At 70.1% G+C, this 19,499-nt stretch carries 21 protein-coding genes; 16 read left to right on the forward strand and 5 right to left on the reverse strand.

Going from position 1 to position 19,499, the window contains the following annotated elements:
- Positions 1–25: 25 nt before the first annotated feature.
- The 13 genes from ACQEVG_RS35455 (at position 26) to hypE (ending at position 12,434) form a co-directional block, all read left to right on the forward strand.
- Positions 26–1,810, forward strand: a complete 1,785-nt coding sequence (locus ACQEVG_RS35455) for a nickel-dependent hydrogenase large subunit (protein ID WP_432991610.1) — start codon at positions 26–28, stop codon at positions 1,808–1,810.
- The gene (locus ACQEVG_RS35460; RefSeq protein ID WP_432991612.1) at positions 1,807–2,412 is read left to right on the forward strand and encodes a hypothetical protein; all 606 of its coding nucleotides are present in this window, start codon (positions 1,807–1,809) and stop codon (positions 2,410–2,412) included. The genes ACQEVG_RS35455 and ACQEVG_RS35460 overlap by 4 nt, the downstream gene beginning before the upstream one ends.
- Complete coding sequence (locus ACQEVG_RS35465; RefSeq protein ID WP_432991614.1) at positions 2,409–3,077, forward strand: DUF5947 family protein; 669 nt, start codon at positions 2,409–2,411, stop codon at positions 3,075–3,077. The genes ACQEVG_RS35460 and ACQEVG_RS35465 overlap by 4 nt, the downstream gene beginning before the upstream one ends.
- The gene (locus ACQEVG_RS35470) at positions 3,074–3,772 is read left to right on the forward strand and encodes a DUF6084 family protein (RefSeq protein WP_432991616.1); all 699 of its coding nucleotides are present in this window, start codon (positions 3,074–3,076) and stop codon (positions 3,770–3,772) included. Before ACQEVG_RS35465 ends, ACQEVG_RS35470 begins: the two co-directional genes overlap by 4 nt.
- Positions 3,769–5,208: a hypothetical protein gene (locus tag ACQEVG_RS35475; RefSeq protein ID WP_432991618.1), complete on the forward strand. Its 1,440-nt coding sequence runs from the start codon at positions 3,769–3,771 to the stop codon at positions 5,206–5,208. The genes ACQEVG_RS35470 and ACQEVG_RS35475 overlap by 4 nt, the downstream gene beginning before the upstream one ends.
- On the forward strand, positions 5,205–5,753 hold the full coding sequence (locus tag ACQEVG_RS35480; RefSeq protein ID WP_432991620.1) for a hydrogenase maturation protease: 549 nt from the start codon (positions 5,205–5,207) through the stop codon (positions 5,751–5,753). The genes ACQEVG_RS35475 and ACQEVG_RS35480 overlap by 4 nt, the downstream gene beginning before the upstream one ends.
- 10 nt (positions 5,754–5,763) lie before the next feature.
- Entirely contained in the window at positions 5,764–5,901 is a 138-nt protein-coding gene (locus ACQEVG_RS35485; RefSeq protein ID WP_432991622.1) for a DUF6893 family small protein, read from the forward strand.
- A 331-nt stretch (positions 5,902–6,232) separates the two neighbouring features.
- Positions 6,233–6,628 carry a hydrogenase maturation nickel metallochaperone HypA gene (locus tag ACQEVG_RS35490; protein ID WP_432991624.1) on the forward strand — a complete coding sequence of 132 codons (396 nt, stop codon included), beginning with the start codon at positions 6,233–6,235 and terminating at the stop codon, positions 6,626–6,628.
- Between the two features lie 3 nt (positions 6,629–6,631).
- Positions 6,632–7,408 carry a hydrogenase nickel incorporation protein HypB gene (gene hypB, locus ACQEVG_RS35495; RefSeq protein WP_432991626.1) on the forward strand — a complete coding sequence of 259 codons (777 nt, stop codon included), beginning with the start codon at positions 6,632–6,634 and terminating at the stop codon, positions 7,406–7,408.
- The gene (hypF, locus tag ACQEVG_RS35500) at positions 7,405–9,807 is read left to right on the forward strand and encodes a carbamoyltransferase HypF (protein ID WP_432991628.1); all 2,403 of its coding nucleotides are present in this window, start codon (positions 7,405–7,407) and stop codon (positions 9,805–9,807) included. Before hypB ends, hypF begins: the two co-directional genes overlap by 4 nt.
- A gap of 53 nt (positions 9,808–9,860) precedes the next feature.
- Positions 9,861–10,181, forward strand: a complete 321-nt coding sequence (locus ACQEVG_RS35505; protein ID WP_432991630.1) for a HypC/HybG/HupF family hydrogenase formation chaperone — start codon at positions 9,861–9,863, stop codon at positions 10,179–10,181.
- Positions 10,178–11,302: a hydrogenase formation protein HypD gene (gene hypD, locus ACQEVG_RS35510; protein WP_432991632.1), complete on the forward strand. Its 1,125-nt coding sequence runs from the start codon at positions 10,178–10,180 to the stop codon at positions 11,300–11,302. Before ACQEVG_RS35505 ends, hypD begins: the two co-directional genes overlap by 4 nt.
- An 82-nt stretch (positions 11,303–11,384) precedes the next feature.
- Positions 11,385–12,434, forward strand: a complete 1,050-nt coding sequence (hypE, locus tag ACQEVG_RS35515; RefSeq protein ID WP_432993129.1) for a hydrogenase expression/formation protein HypE — start codon at positions 11,385–11,387, stop codon at positions 12,432–12,434.
- 127 nt (positions 12,435–12,561) lie between these two features.
- On the opposite strand, the gene ACQEVG_RS35520 is transcribed toward hypE, so the two are convergent.
- A complete protein-coding gene (locus tag ACQEVG_RS35520) occupies positions 12,562–13,095 on the reverse strand; it encodes a hypothetical protein (protein WP_432991634.1) in 534 nt (177 codons plus the stop codon).
- A gap of 49 nt (positions 13,096–13,144) precedes the next feature.
- Complete coding sequence (locus tag ACQEVG_RS35525) at positions 13,145–14,431, reverse strand: YncE family protein (RefSeq protein WP_432991636.1); 1,287 nt, start codon at positions 14,429–14,431, stop codon at positions 13,145–13,147.
- Positions 14,432–14,627: 196 nt separating this feature from the next.
- Between ACQEVG_RS35525 and ACQEVG_RS35530 the strand changes: the two genes are divergently transcribed.
- Positions 14,628–15,287: a TetR/AcrR family transcriptional regulator gene (locus ACQEVG_RS35530; RefSeq protein ID WP_432991638.1), complete on the forward strand. Its 660-nt coding sequence runs from the start codon at positions 14,628–14,630 to the stop codon at positions 15,285–15,287.
- Here ACQEVG_RS35530 and ACQEVG_RS35535 read toward each other — a convergent pair.
- Both ACQEVG_RS35535 and ACQEVG_RS35540 read right to left on the reverse strand, forming a co-directional pair.
- A complete protein-coding gene (locus tag ACQEVG_RS35535) occupies positions 15,215–15,766 on the reverse strand; it encodes a hypothetical protein (RefSeq protein ID WP_432991640.1) in 552 nt (183 codons plus the stop codon). The genes ACQEVG_RS35530 and ACQEVG_RS35535 overlap by 73 nt on opposite strands.
- Positions 15,767–15,775: 9 nt before the next feature.
- The gene (locus tag ACQEVG_RS35540) at positions 15,776–16,030 is read right to left on the reverse strand and encodes a hypothetical protein (RefSeq protein ID WP_432991642.1); all 255 of its coding nucleotides are present in this window, start codon (positions 16,028–16,030) and stop codon (positions 15,776–15,778) included.
- A 225-nt stretch (positions 16,031–16,255) separates the two neighbouring features.
- Between ACQEVG_RS35540 and ACQEVG_RS35545 the strand changes: the two genes are divergently transcribed.
- Together ACQEVG_RS35545 and ACQEVG_RS35550 are read left to right on the forward strand one after the other, a co-directional pair.
- Entirely contained in the window at positions 16,256–17,341 is a 1,086-nt protein-coding gene (locus ACQEVG_RS35545; protein ID WP_432991644.1) for an S-(hydroxymethyl)mycothiol dehydrogenase, read from the forward strand.
- A complete protein-coding gene (locus ACQEVG_RS35550) occupies positions 17,341–17,979 on the forward strand; it encodes an MBL fold metallo-hydrolase (protein ID WP_432991646.1) in 639 nt (212 codons plus the stop codon). The genes ACQEVG_RS35545 and ACQEVG_RS35550 overlap by 1 nt, the downstream gene beginning before the upstream one ends.
- Before the next feature lie 30 nt (positions 17,980–18,009).
- On the opposite strand, the gene ACQEVG_RS35555 is transcribed toward ACQEVG_RS35550, so the two are convergent.
- The gene (locus tag ACQEVG_RS35555; protein WP_432991648.1) at positions 18,010–19,386 is read right to left on the reverse strand and encodes an L-serine ammonia-lyase; all 1,377 of its coding nucleotides are present in this window, start codon (positions 19,384–19,386) and stop codon (positions 18,010–18,012) included.
- Positions 19,387–19,499: the final 113 nt, after the last annotated feature.

Below are 19,499 nucleotides of genomic sequence, written 5' to 3' on the forward strand. Positions count from 1 at the left end.
CTTGAAGAAGGGCACGGCACACACGATGGCACCGAAGACGAAGGCGGCCGGCGACGGCAGTGGCCTGGTGGAAATGTCCTGGGATCCGATCACCCGGATCGTGGGCAGTCTCGGCATCCACACAAAGATCGACTTCAAGCAGAAGCGGGTCGCGGAGTGCTACAGCACCTCGTCGGTCTTCCGTGGCTACAGCGTCTTCATGCGCGGCAAGGACCCCCGGGACGCGCACTTCATCACCAGCCGCATCTGCGGGATCTGCGGCGACAACCACGCCACATGTTCGGTGTACACACAGAACATGGCCTACGGGGTGAAGCCCCCACACCTCGGTGAGTGGATCATCAACCTCGGCGAGTCCGCCGAGTACATGTTCGACCACAACATCTTCCAGGAGAACCTGGTCGGGGTCGACTACTGCGAAAAGATGGTCCGCGAGACCAACCCCGGCGTCCTCGAACTCGCCGAGCGCACCGAGGCGCCCCATGCCGGGGAGCACGGCTACCGCACGATCGCCGACATCATGCGCTCGCTCAACCCGATCGAGGGCGAGTTCTACCGCGAAGCCCTCCAAGTGAGCCGCTACACCCGCGAGATGTTCTGTCTGATGGAGGGCCGCCATGTGCATCCCTCCACGCTCTACCCGGGCGGCGTGGGCACCATCGCCTCCGTACAGCTCTTCACCGACTACCTCACCCGCCTCATGCGCTACGTGGAGTTCATGAAGCGCGTCGTCCCGCTGCACGACGACCTGTTCGACTTCTTCTACGAGGCCCTGCCCGGCTACGAGGAGGTCGGCCGCCGCCGCGTGCTGCTCGGCTGCTGGGGCGCCCTCAACGACCCCGAGTACTGCGACTTCACCTACGCCAACATGACCGACTGGGGACGGAAGATGTTCGTCACCCCCGGCGTCATCGTCGACGGGAAGCTCGTCACCAACGACCTCACCGAGATCAACCTCGGCATCCGCATCCTGCTGGGCAGCTCGTACTACGACGACTGGCAGGGCCAGGAGCAGTTCGTCACCCACGACCCGCTCGGCAACCCGGTCGACCCGCGCCACCCGTGGAACCAGCACACCATCCCCGCCCCGCAGAAGCGCGACTTCAACGACAAGTACAGCTGGGTGATGTCCCCCCGCTGGTTCGACGGCACGGACTACCTGCCGCTGGACACCGGAGGCGGCCCCATTGCCCGCCTGTGGTCCACGGCTCTCTCCGGGCTCGTCGACGTCGGCTACGTCAAGGCCACCGGGCACAGCGTCCTCATCAACCTGCCGCGCACGATGACCAAGCCCGAAACCACCTTCGAGTGGAAGATCCCGCGCTGGAGCAACGCGCTGGAACGCAACCGCGCCCGCACCTACTTCCAGGCCTACGCCGCGGCCATCGCCCTGCACTGCGCCGAAAAGGGCCTCGACGAAGTACGCGCCGGCCGCACCCAGACCTGGGAGAAGTTCGAGGTGCCGGACGAGTCCATCGGCGTCGGATTCACCGAGGCCGTGCGCGGCGTCCTCTCCCACCACATGGTCATCCGGGACGGGAAGATCGCCAACTACCACCCCTACCCGCCGACCCCGTGGAACGCCAGCACCCGCGACACATACGGCACCCCCGGTCCGTACGAGGACGCCGTGCAGAACACCCCGATCTTCGAGGAGAACTCCCCGGAGAACTTCAAGGGCATCGACATCATGCGCACGGTGCGCAGCTTCGACCCCTGTCTGCCCTGCGGCGTGCACATGTACGTCGGCGGCGGAAAGACCGTGAAGTCGATGCACGTGCCCACCGGACTGAGCGGTCTCGCCGGATGAGCGCGACAGCCCACAACGCCGCGCCGCCGGCCGCCAGGGTGATGAACGCGGAGCAGGCCGGACGCCGCGTGGAGGAAGTGCTCGAACGGCTGGCCGCCACCGGAGACGAGTCGGCGCGTGCCGGGGCCGAGGAACTGGTCCGGGTCCTGATGGACTTCTACGGTGCCGGGCTGGCCCGTATCGTCCGACTGCTCGAAGCCCCCGCCGCCGGCAGACCCTCGGGCAGCGCCCTGGCCGGGCTGCTCGCGGACGAACTGGTCTCGAGCCTGTTGGTCCTGCACGACCTGAACCCCGAGGACACCGCCACTCGGATCGCGCGTGCCCTGGACACGGTCGGCGACCCTGCCTGGGAGGTGGTGGGCTTCGACGACGCCACGGCAACCCTGCGCCTGCGGTCTTCCGGCGGTGCGGGATGCGGCTGCGCGAGCACCGGTGCGGCGGCGCAGCAGGCGGTCGAGGACGCGATCGCCTGTTTCGCGCCCGAGGTGACCGCGGTGGAAGTGGAGCCGGTCGGCGTCTCCCGGGAGCCGGCTCTGCTCCAGATCGGGACAGCTCGCACGGCCGCCACGGCGTCCGGACCGGCCACGGCGAAGACGCCGTGAGCGCGCCTCTGGTCCGGCCGCAGCCTCGTGGGCCGGCCGGAGAACCGCGGGGCCTGCGCCGGTTTCTGACGGAGCGTCCACTCCGGCTGGAACGCTGCGAGCTGTGCGGCGTGGCGGTGGCCGACGACGGCCACCGCCACCTGGTGGACACGGAGAAGCGGGCACTTGCCTGTGCCTGCGTCTCGTGTGCCCTCCTGTTCGAGCGGCCGGGTGCCGCGGGCGGCCGCTTCCGGGCTGTTCCGGACCGCTATCTGTCCGACGCGGACCATCGCCTGGACGACAGTGCGTGGGAACTCCTGCAGATCCCGGTCGGCGTCGCCTTCTTCTTCCGCAACGCGGCGCTCGACCGGCTGGTCGCCCTCTACCCGAGCCCGGCCGGCGCGACCGAGAGCGAACTCGAGCCGTCCGCCTGGCAGAGCGTGCTCGGCGGCAGCCGGCTGGCCCGGCTCCTCGAACCCGACGTGGAGGCGCTGCTGTTGCGCCGCACGCAGGGCCGGGCCGAGTGCTATCTGGTCCCGATCGACATCTGTTACGAACTGGTGGGCCGCATGCGGCTGCTGTGGCAGGGCTTTGACGGCGGGGCCGAGGCCCGGGCCGATCTGGAGGCGTTCTTCGAGCATGTCGGGCGCCGCGCCCGGCCGGTGCAGGGAGAGGACCGGCCATGACGGAGTTCGCCTTCACCTGCACCGGCGTACGGGCCGACCAGTACGCCGCCGGTCCCACCCTCGTCTTCCGGCTGCGCATCACCGCGTCCGAGAACGCCCGTGTGCATGCGCTGGCCCTGCGCTGCCAGATCCGCATCGAGCCCGCCCGGCGCGGCTACGAGCCCGCGGAGGCCGACGGTCTCGCGGACCTCTTCGGAGAGCGCTCGCGCTGGGGCAGCACGCTCCAGCCGGTTCAGTTCGCCCAGGTCTCGCACATGGTCCCCGGCTTCACCGGGGAGACGGAGACCGACCTCGCCGTGCCGTGCACCTACGACATGGACGTCGCCGCCACCCGGTACTTCAACGCCCTCGAAGCGGGCGAGGTGCCGCTGCTCATGCTCTTCTCCGGAACGGCGTTCACCGGATCGGGCGGTTTCCGCGTCGAACCGGTGCCGTGGGACCGGGAGGCTGCGTTCCGGATGCCGGTGAAGGCCTGGCAGGAGATGGTCGAGCAGCACTTCCCCGGCTGCGGCTGGATCCGGCTGCCCCGCGACACCGTGGACGCGCTGCTCGCCTTCCGTTCCCGGCGGGCGCTGCCCTCCTGGGAGGCGGCCGTGAAGGCCCTGCTGGCCGAGGCGGGCGCGCCCGACCCGCCGGAGGGCCGCGCCCTGACCGCCGCCTTGCTGCCACGCGCCACCGGGAGGCCGGCACCGTGACGACAACTGCCTTCGCACCCGGGGCGGAAGCCCGGTTCGCCGTCGCGCGCCAGGTGGCCGACGCTGTTCTCTTCGAGGGCTATGTGCTGTATCCCTACCGGGCCTCGGCGGCCAAGAACCGGCTGCGCTGGCAGTTCGGGGTGCTCGTACCGCCCGCCTGGGGCGCCGAGTGCGAGGAGTACGACTTCCAGCGCACCGAATGCCTGATGGAACCGAAGGCGGGCGCGACGCTGACGGTCGAGGTGCGTTTCCTGCACGCCCAGCGCCGGACCGTGCAACGGGCCCGGCAGGACGGCGGCTTCGAGACGGTGCCCGAACTCCATCTCGAGGACCGCGTCCTGGTGCCCTGGGACGAGGGCGTCGAGGAACGTGTCGAGGTGGTCACCAGCGTGGCCGACCTGACCGGCGACGGTGTCTCGTTTGAATTCACCCGCCTCGCGCGCGAGGAGACCGAGCCTGTCCTCGACGCGGTCGGCCGGACAGTGGGCCGTCTGATCCGCTGTCGTGAGGAGATCAGCGGCGCCTTGCGGCTGTCCGCGCGTGAACTCGACGGGCCCTACCGGGTGTTGCGGCTGACGGCCGTCCTGGAGAACACCAGCCCATGGACCCCGCCGGACGGCACGACCGCGGACCGTGACGCCGCGCTGCCGCGCTCGCTGGTGGCCGCGCACCTCCTGATGGGCCTCAGCGCCGGGTCGTTCCTGTCGATGACGGATCCGCCCGAGTGGGCCAGGGGAGCGATCGCGTCCTGTCGCAATCTGCACACCTGGCCGGTCCTCGCCGGCGAACCCGGCCGCGCGGACGTGGTGCTGTCGTCCCCGATCATCCTGGAGGACCACGCCGCCATCGCCCCCGAGAGCCCCGGGGCGCTCTATGACGCCACCGAGATCGACGAGATCCTCGCGCTGCGCACCGCGGCCCTCACCGACGAGGAGAAGCGCGAGGCCCGGGGCACCGACGAGCGGGCGGCCGCGGTGATCGACCTGGCCGACTCGATGCCCCCCGAGGTTCTTGAGAGGCTGCACGGCGCGGTGCGTGCGCTGCGGGAGGTGACCGGACCCGACGCGTCGGACGCACCTTTGCCGGCCCCCGGCGGCTTCCCCGACGAGTACGGGGTTCAGGCGCCGGACACCCCGTGGTGGGACCCGGCGAGCGATTCCGGCTTCGACCCGGCGCGCGACCGGGTCGTGGTGGACGGCCGGTCGCTGGGCGCGGGCAGCCGCGTGCTGCTGCGGCCGGGTCTGCGGCGCACCGACGCACAGGATCTGTTTCTGCACGGCTGCAGCGCCAGGGTCGAGGCCGTGCTGCGCGACGTGGACGGGGCAGTGCACCTGGCCGTGACCGTGGAGGGCGATCCAGGCGCCGACATCCGCCGTGAGCAGGGCCGGTTCCTGTACTTCCAGCCCGACGAGGTCACCCCGCTGGAGGACGTATGAACCGGCTTCCGCACAGCAGCGACCGGACTCTCGTGGCGGGGGTGGGAAACATCTTCCTCGGCGACGACGGCTTCGGGGTCGAGACCGTGCGCAGGCTGGCCGAGGAACGGCTCCCCGAGCACGCCGAGGTCGTGGACATCGGCGTACGGGGCCTGCACCTGGCGTACCAGCTTCTCGACGGCTACGACACGCTCGTCCTGGTCGATGCCACCGCCCGTGGCGGTGTCCCCGGCACGGTGTATCTGATCGAACCCGACGGCACGGGCGGTATCGAGTCGCAGGAAGCGCTGCTCGACGGGCACCGGATGTCCCCCGACGCGGTCCTTTGCCTCCTGGAGACCCTGTGCTCCGGCACGGGCGCCCGCCCGCCGCGGCGCACGCTGGTCGTGGGATGCGAACCGGGCTGTGTGGAGGAAGGCATCGGCCTCAGTCCACCCGTGGCCGCCGCGGTGCCGGAGGCCGTACGGCTGATCATGGGCGTGCTGCGGGACGAGAAGCAGGGATCGCCCGCGTCGCGGGCTGCGGTCGGCGAGGCCGCGAAGTGAGGAGAACAGCATGAAAAAGACCGTCAACCACACCGCGACGACCGCCACAGCTGTGGCTGCGAGCGCGGTGACCGCCACCGCTCTGGCTGTGTTCGTCAAGCAGTTCCTGCCCGACATCATGCGCTATCTGCGCATCCGCAGGATGTGAGGCGACCGACCGCACCGCTGTGTCGGCGCAGGTCGCCCGCAGCAGCACCCCACTTCCTGTGGCCCGACGCGCTTGCGGAGTCGGTACGACTCGGCCCGCCCGCCGCGGCGGTTCGCCACCGCGCCCTTCGAGATGTCGCCCAGAAACGGCCGAGGGCTGCACCGAACGGTGTACGCGGCCGTGCGGTGTCGGCGTGCCGGTCTCCCCGCCGCCGGGTCCCCGCCTGTAATGGTGCCGAACGGGCCCCGGCGGTCCGCCTCGTAGGTGCCGGGCGCCGCCGATATGGGCCCAGGGCGGTCATTGCGGTCGGCCTGTGCCAGGACGGAGAGCGATGCACGAGATGTCCATCGCGGTGGCTGTCGTCGGCCAGGTGGAGCAGGCGGCGGCCGAGGCAGGCGGTGTCATCGCGGTGAGGTCCGTACGCCTCCAGGTCGGCGAGCTCGCCGGCGTGGTCCCCGACGCCCTCTCCTTCTGCTTCGAACTGGCCTGTGCCGGGACCGTTCTGGAGGGCGCCGAACTGGTCGCGGAGACCGTGACCGGCCGCGCCCGCTGCAGGCAGTGCGCGGACGAATGGGCGGTCGGTATGCCCCCGCAGCTGTGCTGCCCGGTGTGCGGCGAGGCGAGTGCCGAACTGCTCTCCGGCCGTGAACTGCAGATCGTCAGCGTGCACTGGGACGACGGCCAGGCGCACGAACGCACCCGTGAACACATCTCCGAGGAGCGCTGAAGCATGTGCCGTGTGGTCGATCTGCAACAGGCGGTGCTCGCCAAGAACGACGCGACCGCGGACGCGCTGCGCGCCGAACTCGCTGCCCGCGGGACCACGGTCGTCAATCTGCTGTCCAGCCCCGGCAGCGGGAAGACCGCGCTGCTGGAGGGTGAGCTGCTGCTCGCCCGGGGGCGGGGGGTACGGGTCGCGGCCCTGACCGCCGACCTCGCCACCGAGAACGACGCCGTACGCCTGGCCCGTTCAGGAGTCCCGGTCAAGCAGGTTCTGACCGACGGTCTGTGCCACCTGGAGGCCGGGATGCTGGGCCGGCACCTGGACGGATGGCTCCCCGAGGACACCCGGCTGCTGTTCGTGGAGAACGTCGGCAACCTCGTCTGTCCGGCCTCGTACGACCTCGGCGAGTCCCTGAGGGTCGTGCTCGCCTCCGTGACGGAAGGGGAGGACAAGCCGCTGAAGTACCCCACCGCTTTCGGTCTGGCGCACGTGGTGGTGGTGACCAAGACCGACATCGCAGGCGCCGTCGAGTTCGACGAGGCGGCATTCCGCGCGAACGTCGCACAGGTCAACCCGGGGGTGGAAGTGCTGCTGACCTCCGCGCGACGGGGCGACGGGGTCGGCGCGTTGCTCGACCGCGCGACGGCGGTGGCCGGCGGCGGGGCGGTCCACGCGCCTGTCATGGCCGGTCGGCAGAGTCTCCACCGCCACGAACATCGCCACGATCACGGGGCGCACACCGATGCGGCGGGCTCCGGCGCCATGGCGCAGTCCTGCTCGTGAGTGGTCCGCAGCCGGTCGTCGCCGTCGTCGAGGAGGCGGTTCAGCGCAGGAGGGTCACCGTCCGGGGCGTGGTTCAAGGCGTCGGATTCCGACCGTTCCTGTACACACTCGCCACCGGGCTGGACCTGGTCGGCCATGTGACCAACACCGGTGAGGGCGTTGTCGCGGAAGTCGAAGGGACACCGTCTGCCGTATCCCTGTTCTGCGAGCGGATCTCCGCGGATGCCCCACCGCTCGCCCAGGTGGAGTCCGTTGACCATCGGGAGGTCCCCGTCGCGGGCGGTGACGGGTTCATCATCGCCGGCTCCACGGCGGACGGGCCCGCGCGCACCCTGGTCTGCCCGGACATGGCAACCTGCGCCGCCTGTCTCGCGGAACTGGCCGATCCTGCCGACCGGCGCCACCGGCACCCTTTCATCACCTGTACGCACTGTGGCCCGCGCTTCACCATCGTGAGCGGCCTTCCGTACGACCGTTCGCACACGACCATGGCCGACTTCCCGATGTGCGCCCACTGCGCCCGCGAGTACGCCGATCCGGCCGACCGCCGCTTTCATGCGCAGCCCGTCGCCTGTCACGCCTGCGGCCCCCGCCTGCGGCTGCTCGTGGCGCCACCGGACACAGGCGGCCCGCCCAGATCCGTATCCGCCGCGGACCCCGTCGCCGAGGCCCGCAGGCTGCTGTCCCGCGGGGCGATCCTCGCCGTGAAGGGCCTCGGCGGCTACCACCTCGCCTGCGATGCCGCCAACTCCCGGGCCGTGGCCACGCTGCGCCGCCGCAAGGCCCGCGGAGACAAGCCGTTCGCCCTGATGGCCAGGGGGATCGCCGACATCGAGCACCTGGTGCACCTGGGCCCCGAGGAGCGAAGCCTGCTGACGGGCGACGTCAGGCCCATCGTTCTGCTGCGCCGCCGTGCCGGTGCTCCGCCGCGGCCGGGGCCTTGGTGCCCCTCGCGGGAAGTCGCCCCGAGAAGCCCCGATCTCGGGGTGATGCTCCCTTACACACCGCTGCACCATCTGCTGCTCGGTCTGCCCGGGGACACCGACGGGCCGCGCCTGCTCGTGATGACCAGCGGGAATCTGGCGGGGGAACCGATCGTCACCGACGACGCCGACGCGCTGACCCGGCTGGCGCACCTGGCCGACGCCTGGCTCACGCATGACCGCCGGATCCATGTGCCGTGCGACGACTCGGTGGTGCGTGTGTGCGACGGGGAGCTGCTGACGGTCCGCCGCGCCCGCGGCTACGCCCCCTTGCCTCTCGTGCTGCCCGTACCCGTGCGGGCGGCTCTCGCCGTGGGGGGCGATCTGAAGAACGCGTTCTGTCTCGCCGAAGGTCGCAGGGCCTGGCTGTCCGCCCATATCGGAGACATGGACGACCTGGCCACACAGCAGGCGTTCGAGTGCGCCGAAACGCAGCTGGAGTCGATCACCGGGGTGAAACCCGAGCTGCTGGCGGCCGACCGGCATCCCGGCTACCGGTCCGGGCAGTGGGCCGCGCGGCACGCGGCCGCCCGGCCGGTCGTACGGGTCCAGCACCATCACGCCCATATCGCCGCCGTGATGGCCGAGCACGGACTGGACGATGGCCGGCGGGTGATCGGGGTGGCGTTCGACGGCACTGGCTACGGTGACGACGGGTCGGTGTGGGGCGGGGAGATCCTGCTGGCGGACTACGCCGGGTTCACCCGCTTCGGGCACCTCGCCAACGTCCCGCTGCCGGGAGGCGACGCCACGGTGCGGCGGCCGTACCGTATGGCACTCGCACATCTGCGCGCGGCCGGCATCGCCTGGTCGCCGGACCTTCCGTGCACGGCCGCATGCCCTCCCGGCGAACTCCGCCTGCTGGAGCGCCAGTTGGAGCGGGGCCTGAACTGCGTGCCCACCTCCAGCATGGGGCGGCTCTTCGATGCTGTCTCGTCGCTCGCGGGCGTATGCCATCAGTCCGGATACGAAGCCCAGGCAGCCATCGAGCTGGAGGCCGCCGCCCTGAACGCGCCGGTGGACAACGGCGTCGGCTACGCCTTCGCCGTGCGGCCTTCGGATGCGCTCGGCGGGGGAGCGACCGCTGACCCTGCACCGGTCCTGGAAGCAGTCGTCGACGACGTACGGGCGGGCACGGCCTCGGCCCTCATCGCTGCGCGTTTCCACCGAGCGGTCAGCGGCCTCGTACGCGACTTCTGCGTCAGAGCGCGAGAACAGCACGGGCTGGACACGGTCGCCCTGACCGGCGGTGTGTTCGGCAACGCCCTGCTCTCCTCGGCGTGCGCACGGGCGCTGCGCGAGGACGGCTTCCACGTCCTGCGCCACCACCGGGTTCCTCCCAACGACGGGGGACTGGCGCTCGGTCAGCTGATGGTGGCCGCACATGCCGATGCCCCGCGCAGAGGCAGCGATTGACGACGCGTCCCGGCAAGACCGGGCGACGAAACACCGACAGCGAGGAGAGGCCCATGTGCCTGGCGGTACCCGGGAGAGTCCTGGACATCGAGGAACGCGACGGCACCCGAATGGCCAACGTCGATTTCGGCGGCGTCGTCAAGGAGGTGTGCCTGGAATATCTCCCGGACCTCCAGGTCGGCGAATACGCCATCGTCCATGTGGGGTTCGCCCTGCAGCGCCTGGACGAGGAGTCGGCCAAGCAGACACTCGAGCTCTTCGCCACGCTCGGGATGCTCCAGGAGGAGTTCGGCGATCCGTGGGAACTGGCGGCGGAGGCCGGCGGATCCCCGCTGCCCGCCGGCATCGACGTATCCCAGGAGGCACAGAAGTGAAGTACATCGACGAGTTCCAGGACCCCGACCTGGCGCGTCGCCTGCTCGACGACATCCACTCCACCGTGACCAGACCATGGGCACTGATGGAGGTCTGTGGGGGACAGACGCACACCATCATCCGGCACGGCATCGACCAGTTGCTCCCTGACCAGGTGGAACTGATCCACGGGCCGGGTTGTCCCGTGTGCGTCACCCCGCTCGAAGTCATCGACAAGGCGCTGGAGATCGCCTCCCGCCCCGAGGTGATCTTCTGCTCCTTCGGCGACATGCTCCGGGTGCCGGGTACGGGGCGCGATCTGTTCCAGGTCCGCAGCGAGGGCGGCGATGTACGGGTCGTCTACTCGCCGCTCGACGCCCTGAGGATCGCCCAGCAGAACCCGGGCCGGGAGGTGGTGTTCTTCGGCATCGGATTCGAGACGACCGCCCCGCCCAACGCCATGACGGTGTATCAGGCGCGCAGGCTGGGCATCGCGAACTTCAGCCTGCTGGTGTCCCATGTCCGGGTGCCCCCGGCGATCGAGGCGATCATGCAGTCCCCGAGCTGCCGGGTGCAGGCCTTCCTCGCAGCCGGGCATGTGTGCAGCGTGATGGGTGTCGAGGAGTACCCGGAGCTGGCCGAGCGGTTCCGCGTGCCGATCGTCGTGACGGGCTTCGAACCTCTCGACATCCTCGAGGGCGTGCGGCGGACCGTCCGGCAGCTGGAACGCGGTGAGCACACCGTCGACAACGCCTACCCGCGCGCCGTCCGCTCCGAGGGAAACCTCGCCGCCCAGACGATGCTCGCCGATGTCTTCGAGGTCACCGACCGCGCCTGGCGCGGCATCGGCACGATCCCCGGCAGCGGCTGGCGGCTGTCCTCGCGGTACCGGGACTACGACGCCGAGTACCGCTTCTCCGTCACCGGCATCCAGACCCGGGAACCGGCCGAGTGCCGCAGCGGTGAGGTGCTGCAAGGCCTGCTGAAACCCCATGAATGCGAGGCGTTCGGCACGCTCTGCACGCCCCGTACGCCGCTCGGCGCCACGATGGTCTCCAGCGAGGGCGCGTGCGCCGCGTACTACCTCTACCGGCGGCTGGACATCACGAACGCATCGCTGGAGGCGAGCCCCGTTGTCTGAGACCACTGAAGTACCGAAGCTCAACGCGCCGTTGAACGGCACCGCCGCACAGAACGCCGCGCCGAGGGCCGCCGCACCGCGGGTGCCGGACCTCACGGCGTGGACCTGCCCCGCACCCTTGCGTGACCAGAGCCGTGTGGTGATGGGCCACGGCGGTGGCGGTGCGCTCTCCGCCGAGCTCGTCCAGCACATTTTCGCGCCGGCCTTCGGGGGAGAGGTGCTCGGGCAGCTGGGCGACTCCGCGGTGGTCCCGCTCGGCGGAGTCCGGCTGGCGTTCTCCACCGACTCCTACGTGGTGCGGCCGCTGTTCTTCCCCGGCGGCAGTATCGGCGACCTGGCTGTCAACGGCACCGTCAACGACCTCGCCATGAGCGGCGCCCGCGCCGCCTATCTCTCCTGCGGGTTCATCCTGGAGGAGGGCGTCGAGCTCTCGGTGGTGTCAGGGGTGGCGGAGGCGCTCGGTGCGGCCGCGCGCACCGCGGGGGTCGAGGTGGTGACGGGCGACACCAAGGTGGTTGAGGCCGGCCACGGTGACGGGATCTTCATCAACACCGCGGGGATCGGCATCATCCCGACGGGCGTCGATCTGCGCCCGCAGCGTGTCGTCCCTGGCGATGTCGTGATCGTCAGCGGTGCCATCGGCGTCCACGGTGTCGCGATCATGAGCGTCCGCGAGGGCCTGGAGTTCGGCGTGGAGGTCGAGAGTGATTGCGCGGCGCTCGGCGGCCTGGTGGAAGCCATGCTCGCGGTCACCCCGGACCTGCATGTGCTGCGCGATCCCACGCGCGGCGGCCTGGCGGCCGTGCTGAACGAGATCGCGGTGGCCTCCGGCACCGGAGTCGTCATCCAGGAGCGCAACGTGCCGGTCCCCCCACCCGTGGCCAACGCTTGCGCCATCCTGGGGCTGGACCCGATGTATGTCGCCAACGAGGGCAAGCTGGTGGCCTTCGTGCCGCGCCGGCATGCGGACGCGGTACTGGACGCCATGCGCGCGCACCCCCTGGGCGCTGACGCCAGGGTGATCGGCGAAGCCGTTGAGGCGCACCCCGGCATGGTGGTGGCGCGTACCGGACTGGGCGGCACGCGCGTGGTGGACCTGCCGATCGGGGAACAGCTGCCGCGGATCTGCTGATGCCGGAGGGCGGACATGGCCGGGCGCTCCGGCAGTAGTTGCTGCCGGAGCGCTGGAGCCAAGCCCGGGCGAGTGCGCCACCGAGGACTGGCTCTGCCCCCCATGTCCATCACCAGGCGACGTTGAACTACGCGGCGGCAGCGACCGGCACCGGCGCGTCCGCCCGCACCGTCAGCGCCTCCAGCTGTTTGATCTTGCGGCGCACGACGTACAGCGGGATCACTCCGAAGACCCCGAACGACATGTCGATGACCGTCCACCACAAGGGGATCCCGCGGATCGGGCCGCAGACCAGGGCGAGCGGGATGATGCCGGCGCAGGCGATCATGCCGAACTCGATGACCCAGATGTTGCGTACGGGATCGCGGTACGGGCCGTAGAAGGCGACCGCGATGACGAGATGGGCGAAGGCGAGCCAGTCGGTGCCGTAGAGCACGAAGGGGTACTTCTCGTCGGTGGCGTCCAGCCCGACCCGCACCCGCTGGATCCACTCGAAGAGCCCCGGGAGCCGGCCCTCGACCCCCGTGGACTTCAAGAGGTCTTCCGCCCAGTGCAGTTCGTGCACCAGTGGGAAGGCCGTCAGCCCGCTCAGCACCAGACAGACGATGAAGACGGCCAACCACCCGCGTATACGCCGCAAGAGGGCTCTGGGTTCGCTCATGCCCGCAGCGTACCGCTGTATTGAACGTGTTCAAAACTGGCCTGCGAAGTCAGTCCGTGGAAGAGCTGCTCCAGTCGGCTGCCACCTGGGCGAGGCGCACGCGCTGCGGATGGTCGCCGACCGCTACGGACGCGACCTTCTTGCCGGTGGCGAAGTCGATCGCGGTGACGCGGTCGGCGCCGCTCTCGGAGATGACGCAGGAGGCGCCGTCGCCGCTCACGGTCGCCCAGTACGGTTTCGAGGCCGTCACCAGGGGCCCCTCCTGAAGCGAGCTCCGGTCGACGATCGTCGCGTAGTCGTCCATCGTCCCGGCGACGCACAGCTTGTCGCCGACGGCGTTCATCGACAGGCCGTGGTGACGGGAGTCGTTGACCCATGTGGTGCGGTCTTCGCTGGTCGCGGGGTTCTTCGGCAGCGTCTTCGCCCGGGTGATCCGGTCGCCGGCGACGTCGTACTCGAGGAAGCCGTTGAAGAAGGAGACCTGGAAGTAGAGCTTCGACTGGTCCGGTGTGAAGGCGACGGGCCTCACCGCGTCCGACAGGTCCTTGCGGCCGAAGGCGTCGAGCCGGGGGCGCATGTCGATGACCTTCATCTCTTTGAAGGTGGTGGCGTCGACGACGGTGATGCGCCGGTCGCCCTTCGTCCAGTCCATCGCGGGGTCGTCGAGGGCGGTGTTGACCTCGCCGATCGACATGTTCCACAGATACTTGCCGCCGTCGGTGAAGACGTTCTCATGCGGCTTGTCCCCGGTCTTGAACGACCCGAGCTGCCTGCCGGTCCGGATGTCGAGCACATGGACGGTGTTGGAGGTCGAGGCCGAGACGGCGACGCGTGTGCCGTTGGGGGAGACCGCCATATGGTCCGAGCGATATCCGGCGACGGGGAAGCGCCAGGTGATCCGGCCGGTGGCGAGGTCGATCGACACGACGTCGGCGAAGCTCGGGCGGGAGACGACCATGGCTGAGCCGTCGGGCGTGGAGTACATGTCGTCGACGAACTGGTCGTGTCCCTCACCGGGGCCGTTGCGGACGCCGAGGAAGTAGATGAGCTTGACCGGGTTGAGGTAGATCTCCGCGAGCCGCTGATCCTTGTCCGGTATGACGTTGACGCGGCCGATCCTGGCGAAGTCGCCGCGGGCTGCGATGACGTCAGCGGTGCCGTCCCAGTTGTTGCCCACGAACATCACCTCCTTGAGCCCGGTGGCACCGGCCTGGCCGGCGGCGGCGGGCGTTGCCCGGAGCGCGGCAGGGGCGGTGGACGCGGCGGCCGCCGTCACGGAACCTGCGACGGCCATGGTGAAGGCGGTGGCGAGAGCGCCGAGCGTGCGCAGAGACATCGTCGGTCCTTCCGTGGGGGCGGGCAGGGCCTCGTTGTAGGGGCGCTTGCGGTGCGGAAGTCGTGCTGGAGCGCGGCGAGTTGTGCAATCTGAATACGCTTCCGTTCAGATTGGGCTACTGGAAGGTAACGACAGGCGGGTTGCTCCACAAGGCTCACGACACGAGAAAATGGCGCGGACCGACGAGGGAGGGCCATTGGCGGGCAGGCTCAGACAACCGACCGGCCGTTACGCGGGCAGGTCCGCCGAGGAACGGCAGGCCGAGCGGCGTCAGCGGTTCCTTGCTGCCGGACTCCAGCTCTTCGGCGACAGCCCGGGCTACCGTGCCACGACCGTGGCCGCGTTGAGCGAGGCCGCGGGGCTGTCCACCCGTCAGTTCTACGAGGAGTTCCGCACCCTTGAAGACGTGCTCGCCGCGGTGCACCTGCAGGTCAACGACTGGGCGGAGGAGGCTGCCCTGGCCGCGCTCGCCGATGTCGGCGGCCTGCCGATCGCGGACCGCGCGGCGGCGGCCTTCCGCGCCTATGCCGCCAACGTCACCGGCGACCCACGTCGTATCCGGATCGCGTTCGTCGAGATCATAGGTGTCAGTCCGCGGCTGGAGGAGCAGCGTCTGGCTCGCCGCGCACGCTGGGTGGATCTCATCTGTGCCGAGGCCGCGGCGGCGGTCGAGCGCGGTGAGGCCGCGGCCCGTGACTATCGGGTGGCCGCGGCAGCCTTCATCGGAAGTGTGAACGGCCTCCTGCACGACTGGAGGGCCGGCTGGGTGGACGCGACGCTCGATCAGGTCGTCGACGAGCTGGTGTTGTTGCTGCTGGGCATCATCCGCCCGGCCGGCCAGTGGCCGGCCGGGTAGCTCGCGGTGGGAGTCTCCGTGGCCGCGGCGATGATACGAGCCACGTCCGTACCGGCCTTGAGCGACCGCGGGTCGGTTGTGGCCCGGAGGCGGCCGAGCGCCGGGTCGTACGTCATCGCGATGACTCCGGCATGATCCGTATCCAGCTCCTCGAACTGCACGGGCCAGTGCCGGGCGCGCAATGCGGTGTGGAGCTCACGGGAGTGGTGGCTGCCGACCACCGAGTCGGCCGACCCGTGTACGAGTCGGACAGGGACCGGCGACGCGGACGTCTCGGCAAGATCGTGAAGGGGGATGGACGCCGTGCTGCGGGCGGGCCGGTCGTAGGCACCGGCGATGCCGACCACCGCGGCGGGGCGCAGTCCGTCCGTCAGGTCCGGGCGCAGGGCCAGAGCAATCGCGGCGCCCGCTCCGGCCGACCATCCGGCCACCACGACGTGCCGCGCATCGGCGCCATGGGCCCCGGCGTTGTCCCGCACGTAGCGAAGTCACGCCATGAGGTGGGAACGGCCGCCGTCGGGAGCGTCCGGGCGCCAGTCGGGGACGAAGACGGTCCTGCCGTGTGAGGCCGTCTGCTGGGCCAATGCGGCCATGACGTGCCGTTCGTCGGGACCGACGCCGTGCCAGAGCAGTACGCACGGTGTCGGAGTGCGCTGCCCAGCGGTCCGGTACACATCGAGGTACTGGCTCGCCGGATCGTCCGCGCATAGATACGGCACGGTGTGGGCTTCGGTCGTCTGCATGTGCCACCCCCAGGTCTCCGACCGAGCCTAACGAAAGGGCGCCCCAAGGGCCGCTGCGGGTTCGATGGGTGGACGTGGGGCGGGAACGGCTGAATCCGGCAGTGGCTGATGCGCGGCTCCTTGACCGCGGGTCGGGCCTCCACGATGCTGTTGTTGCGACACGTGAGATGCGTGCCGTAATGAGCAACGCTTGCCCCATGGGTTCGTAACAGTCGAGGAGTGGCCATGACTCACCAGGTCCGTGCTGTTGTCGCGCGAGCGAAGGGCGCCCCCGTCAGCCTGGAGACGATCATCGTGCCTGACCCCGGCCCCGGGGAGGTGCTGGTGAATGTCGAGGCCTGCGGGGTCTGTCACACCGATCTGCACTACCGCGAGGGCGGCATCAACGACGACTTCCCCTTCCTGCTCGGCCATGAGGCGGCGGGCCGGGTCGAGGCGGTCGGCGAGGGCGTCACCGAGGTCGAACCCGGCGACTTCGTCATCCTGAACTGGCGTGCGGTCTGCGGGCAGTGCCGGGCCTGTCTGCGCGGGCGGCCCTGGTACTGCTTCAACACGCACAACGCCAAGCAGAAGATGACTCTGGCCGACGGCACCGAGCTGTCGCCCGCCCTCGGCATCGGCGCCTTCGCCGAGAAGACGCTGGTGGCTGCCGGGCAGTGCACCAAGGTCGACGAGCGGGCGTCGGCCGCGGTCGCCGGGCTCCTGGGCTGCGGAGTGATGGCGGGCATCGGCGCCGCGATCAACACCGGCGGCGTCGGGCGCGGCGATTCCGTCGCCGTTATCGGCTGCGGCGGCGTCGGCGACGCGGCGATCGCGGGATCCCGGCTCGCGGGTGCGGCGAAGATCATCGCGGTGGACATCGACGACCGGAAGCTGGCCACCGCGAAGAAGATGGGCGCCACCCACACCGTCAACTCCAAGGAGACCGATCCGGTGGAGGCGGTCCGCGAACTGACCGGCGGCTTCGGCGCGGACGTGGTCATCGAGGCCGTCGGCCGCCCGGAGACGTACGAGCAGGCTTTCTACGCCCGTGACCTGGCCGGGACCGTCGTTCTGGTCGGGGTGCCGACCCCGCAGATGAAGCTGGAACTGCCGCTCATCGACGTCTTCGGGCGCGGTGGCTCGCTCAAGTCGTCCTGGTACGGGGACTGCCTCCCGAGCCGGGACTTCCCGATGCTGATCGACCTCCATCTGCAGGGTCGGCTGGATCTGGACGCGTTCGTGACCGAGACCATCGCGCTCGACGACGTGGAGAAGGCCTTTGAGCGGATGCACCACGGTGACGTGCTGCGCTCGGTGGTGCAGTTCTGATGAACCCCCCAGACTGCGGGATCGACCGCCTGGTCACCTCCGGCACCTTCTCGCTCGACGGCGGTACCTGGGACGTCGACAACAACGTGTGGATCGTCGGCGACGACAGGGAGGCGGTCGTCATCGACGCCGCGCACGACGCGGAGGCCATCGTGGCCGCGCTCGGGGGCCGTACGCTCCGCGCGATCGTCTGCACACACGCCCACAACGACCACATCGACGCAGCCCCGGCGCTGGCCGAGCGGACCGGCGCGCCGATTCTGCTGCATCCGGACGACCTGCCGCTGTGGAAACTGACCCACCCGGACCGCGCTCCCGACGCCGACCTGGCCGACGGCCAGGTCATCACGGTGGCGGATGCCGAGCTGACGGTGCTGCACACCCCCGGCCACGCCCCCGGAGCGGTCTGCCTGTACGCGCCGGCGCTGAACGCCCTGTTCAGCGGTGACACGCTCTTCGCGGGCGGGCCGGGGGCGACGGGTCGCTCGTACAGCCATTTCGGCACCATCATCGAGTCGATCAGGGACCGGCTGCTGGCGCTGCCGGGCGACACCGTCGTGCACACCGGCCACGGGGACACGACGACCATCGCCGCGGAGGCCCCGCATCTGCAGGAATGGATCGACCGCGGGCACTGACCCCCGAGGCCGCCTCGCGGTGGCCTGCGGTCAGCACTCGATGACGTTGACCGCGAGGCCGCCGCGCGAGGTCTCCTTGTACTTCACCTTCATGTCGGCTCCGGTCTCGCGCATGGTCTTGATGACCTTGTCCAGCGAGACCACATGGCTGCCGTCGCCGTGGAGCGCCATGCGCGCCGCATTGATCGCCTTGACGGAGGCGATCGCGTTCCGCTCGATGCAGGGGATCTGGACCAGGCCTCCGACCGGATCGCAGGTCAGGCCGAGATTGTGCTCCATGCCGATCTCGGCCGCGTTCTCGACCTGCTCGGGCGTGCCGCCGAGTGCCTCGGCGAGACCGGCGGCCGCCATGGAGCAGGCGGACCCGACCTCGCCCTGGCAGCCCACCTCGGCCCCGGAGATCGAGGCGTTCTCCTTGAACAGCGCCCCCACCGCGCCGGCGGCCAGCAGAAAGCGGATCACTCCGTCCTCGTCGGCCCCGGGAACGAAGCGGGTGTAGTAATGGAGCACCGCAGGCACGATCCCGGCGGCGCCGTTGGTGGGCGCGGTCACGATGCGGCCGCCCGAGGCGTTCTCCTCGTTCACGGCCAGGGCGAAGAGATTGACCCAGTCCATGACCTTCAGCGGGTCCGCGGGCTGCGCGTCCTCGGTGAGGGCGCGCAGCAGCTGCGGAGCGCGGCGTGGCACCTTCAGCCGCCCGGGCAGGGTGGTCTCGGTCCGCGAGCAGCCGCGCTCGACGCACTCCTGCATCACCGTCCAGATCCGCAGCAGACCGGCCCGCACCTCGCTCTCGCCGCGCCAGGACAGTTCGTTGGCGAGCATCACTCCGCTCAGCGGCAGGCCGGACTCGTAGGCGCGCAGGAGCAGTTCGGACGCGGAGCCAAAAGGCAGGCGTACGGGTGTGTCGTCGGGTTTGATCCGGTCGGCTGCGGTCGCGCTCTCGTCGACGACGAAGCCGCCGCCGACCGAGTAGTACGTACGTGACCTCAGCTCGCCGCCGTCGTGGTCCAGGGCCTGGAACCGCATGCCGTTGGGGTGGAAGGGAAGGGCGCGGCGGCGGTGCAGCACCAGGTGCTCGCGCTCGCGGAAGTCCACTTCCCTGACGCCCAGGAGTCGCAGCCGGCCCGTCTCGCGGATCCGGCCCACCCGGTCGTCCACGGCGCTGGTGTCGACGGTCTCGGGGTCCTCGCCCTCCAGGCCGAGGAGTACCGCCTTGTCGCTGCCGTGACCGTGGCCGGTGGCGCCGAGCGATCCGAAGAGCTCCGCCCGAACCGAGTGGACGTGGGACAGCAGTCCGTCCTCGTCCAGTGCGGTGACGAAGAGGCGGGCGGCCTTCATCGGCCCCACGGTGTGCGAGCTGGAAGGCCCGATACCTACTTTGAACAGGTCGAAGACGCTGATCGCCACGTCGTTCCTTCCGGACGGGAAGTTGTGTAGTGCGCACAGCGTTGCGTAAAAAGCAACGGGGAACAAGGGGTCGGAGTGTCCGGGCGATGCCTTGACAAGGGTTTGGGGGGCGC

The organism is Streptomyces sp. CA-135486, assembly GCF_050936555.1.
Classification (GTDB): Bacteria; Actinomycetota; Actinomycetes; order Streptomycetales; family Streptomycetaceae; genus Streptomyces.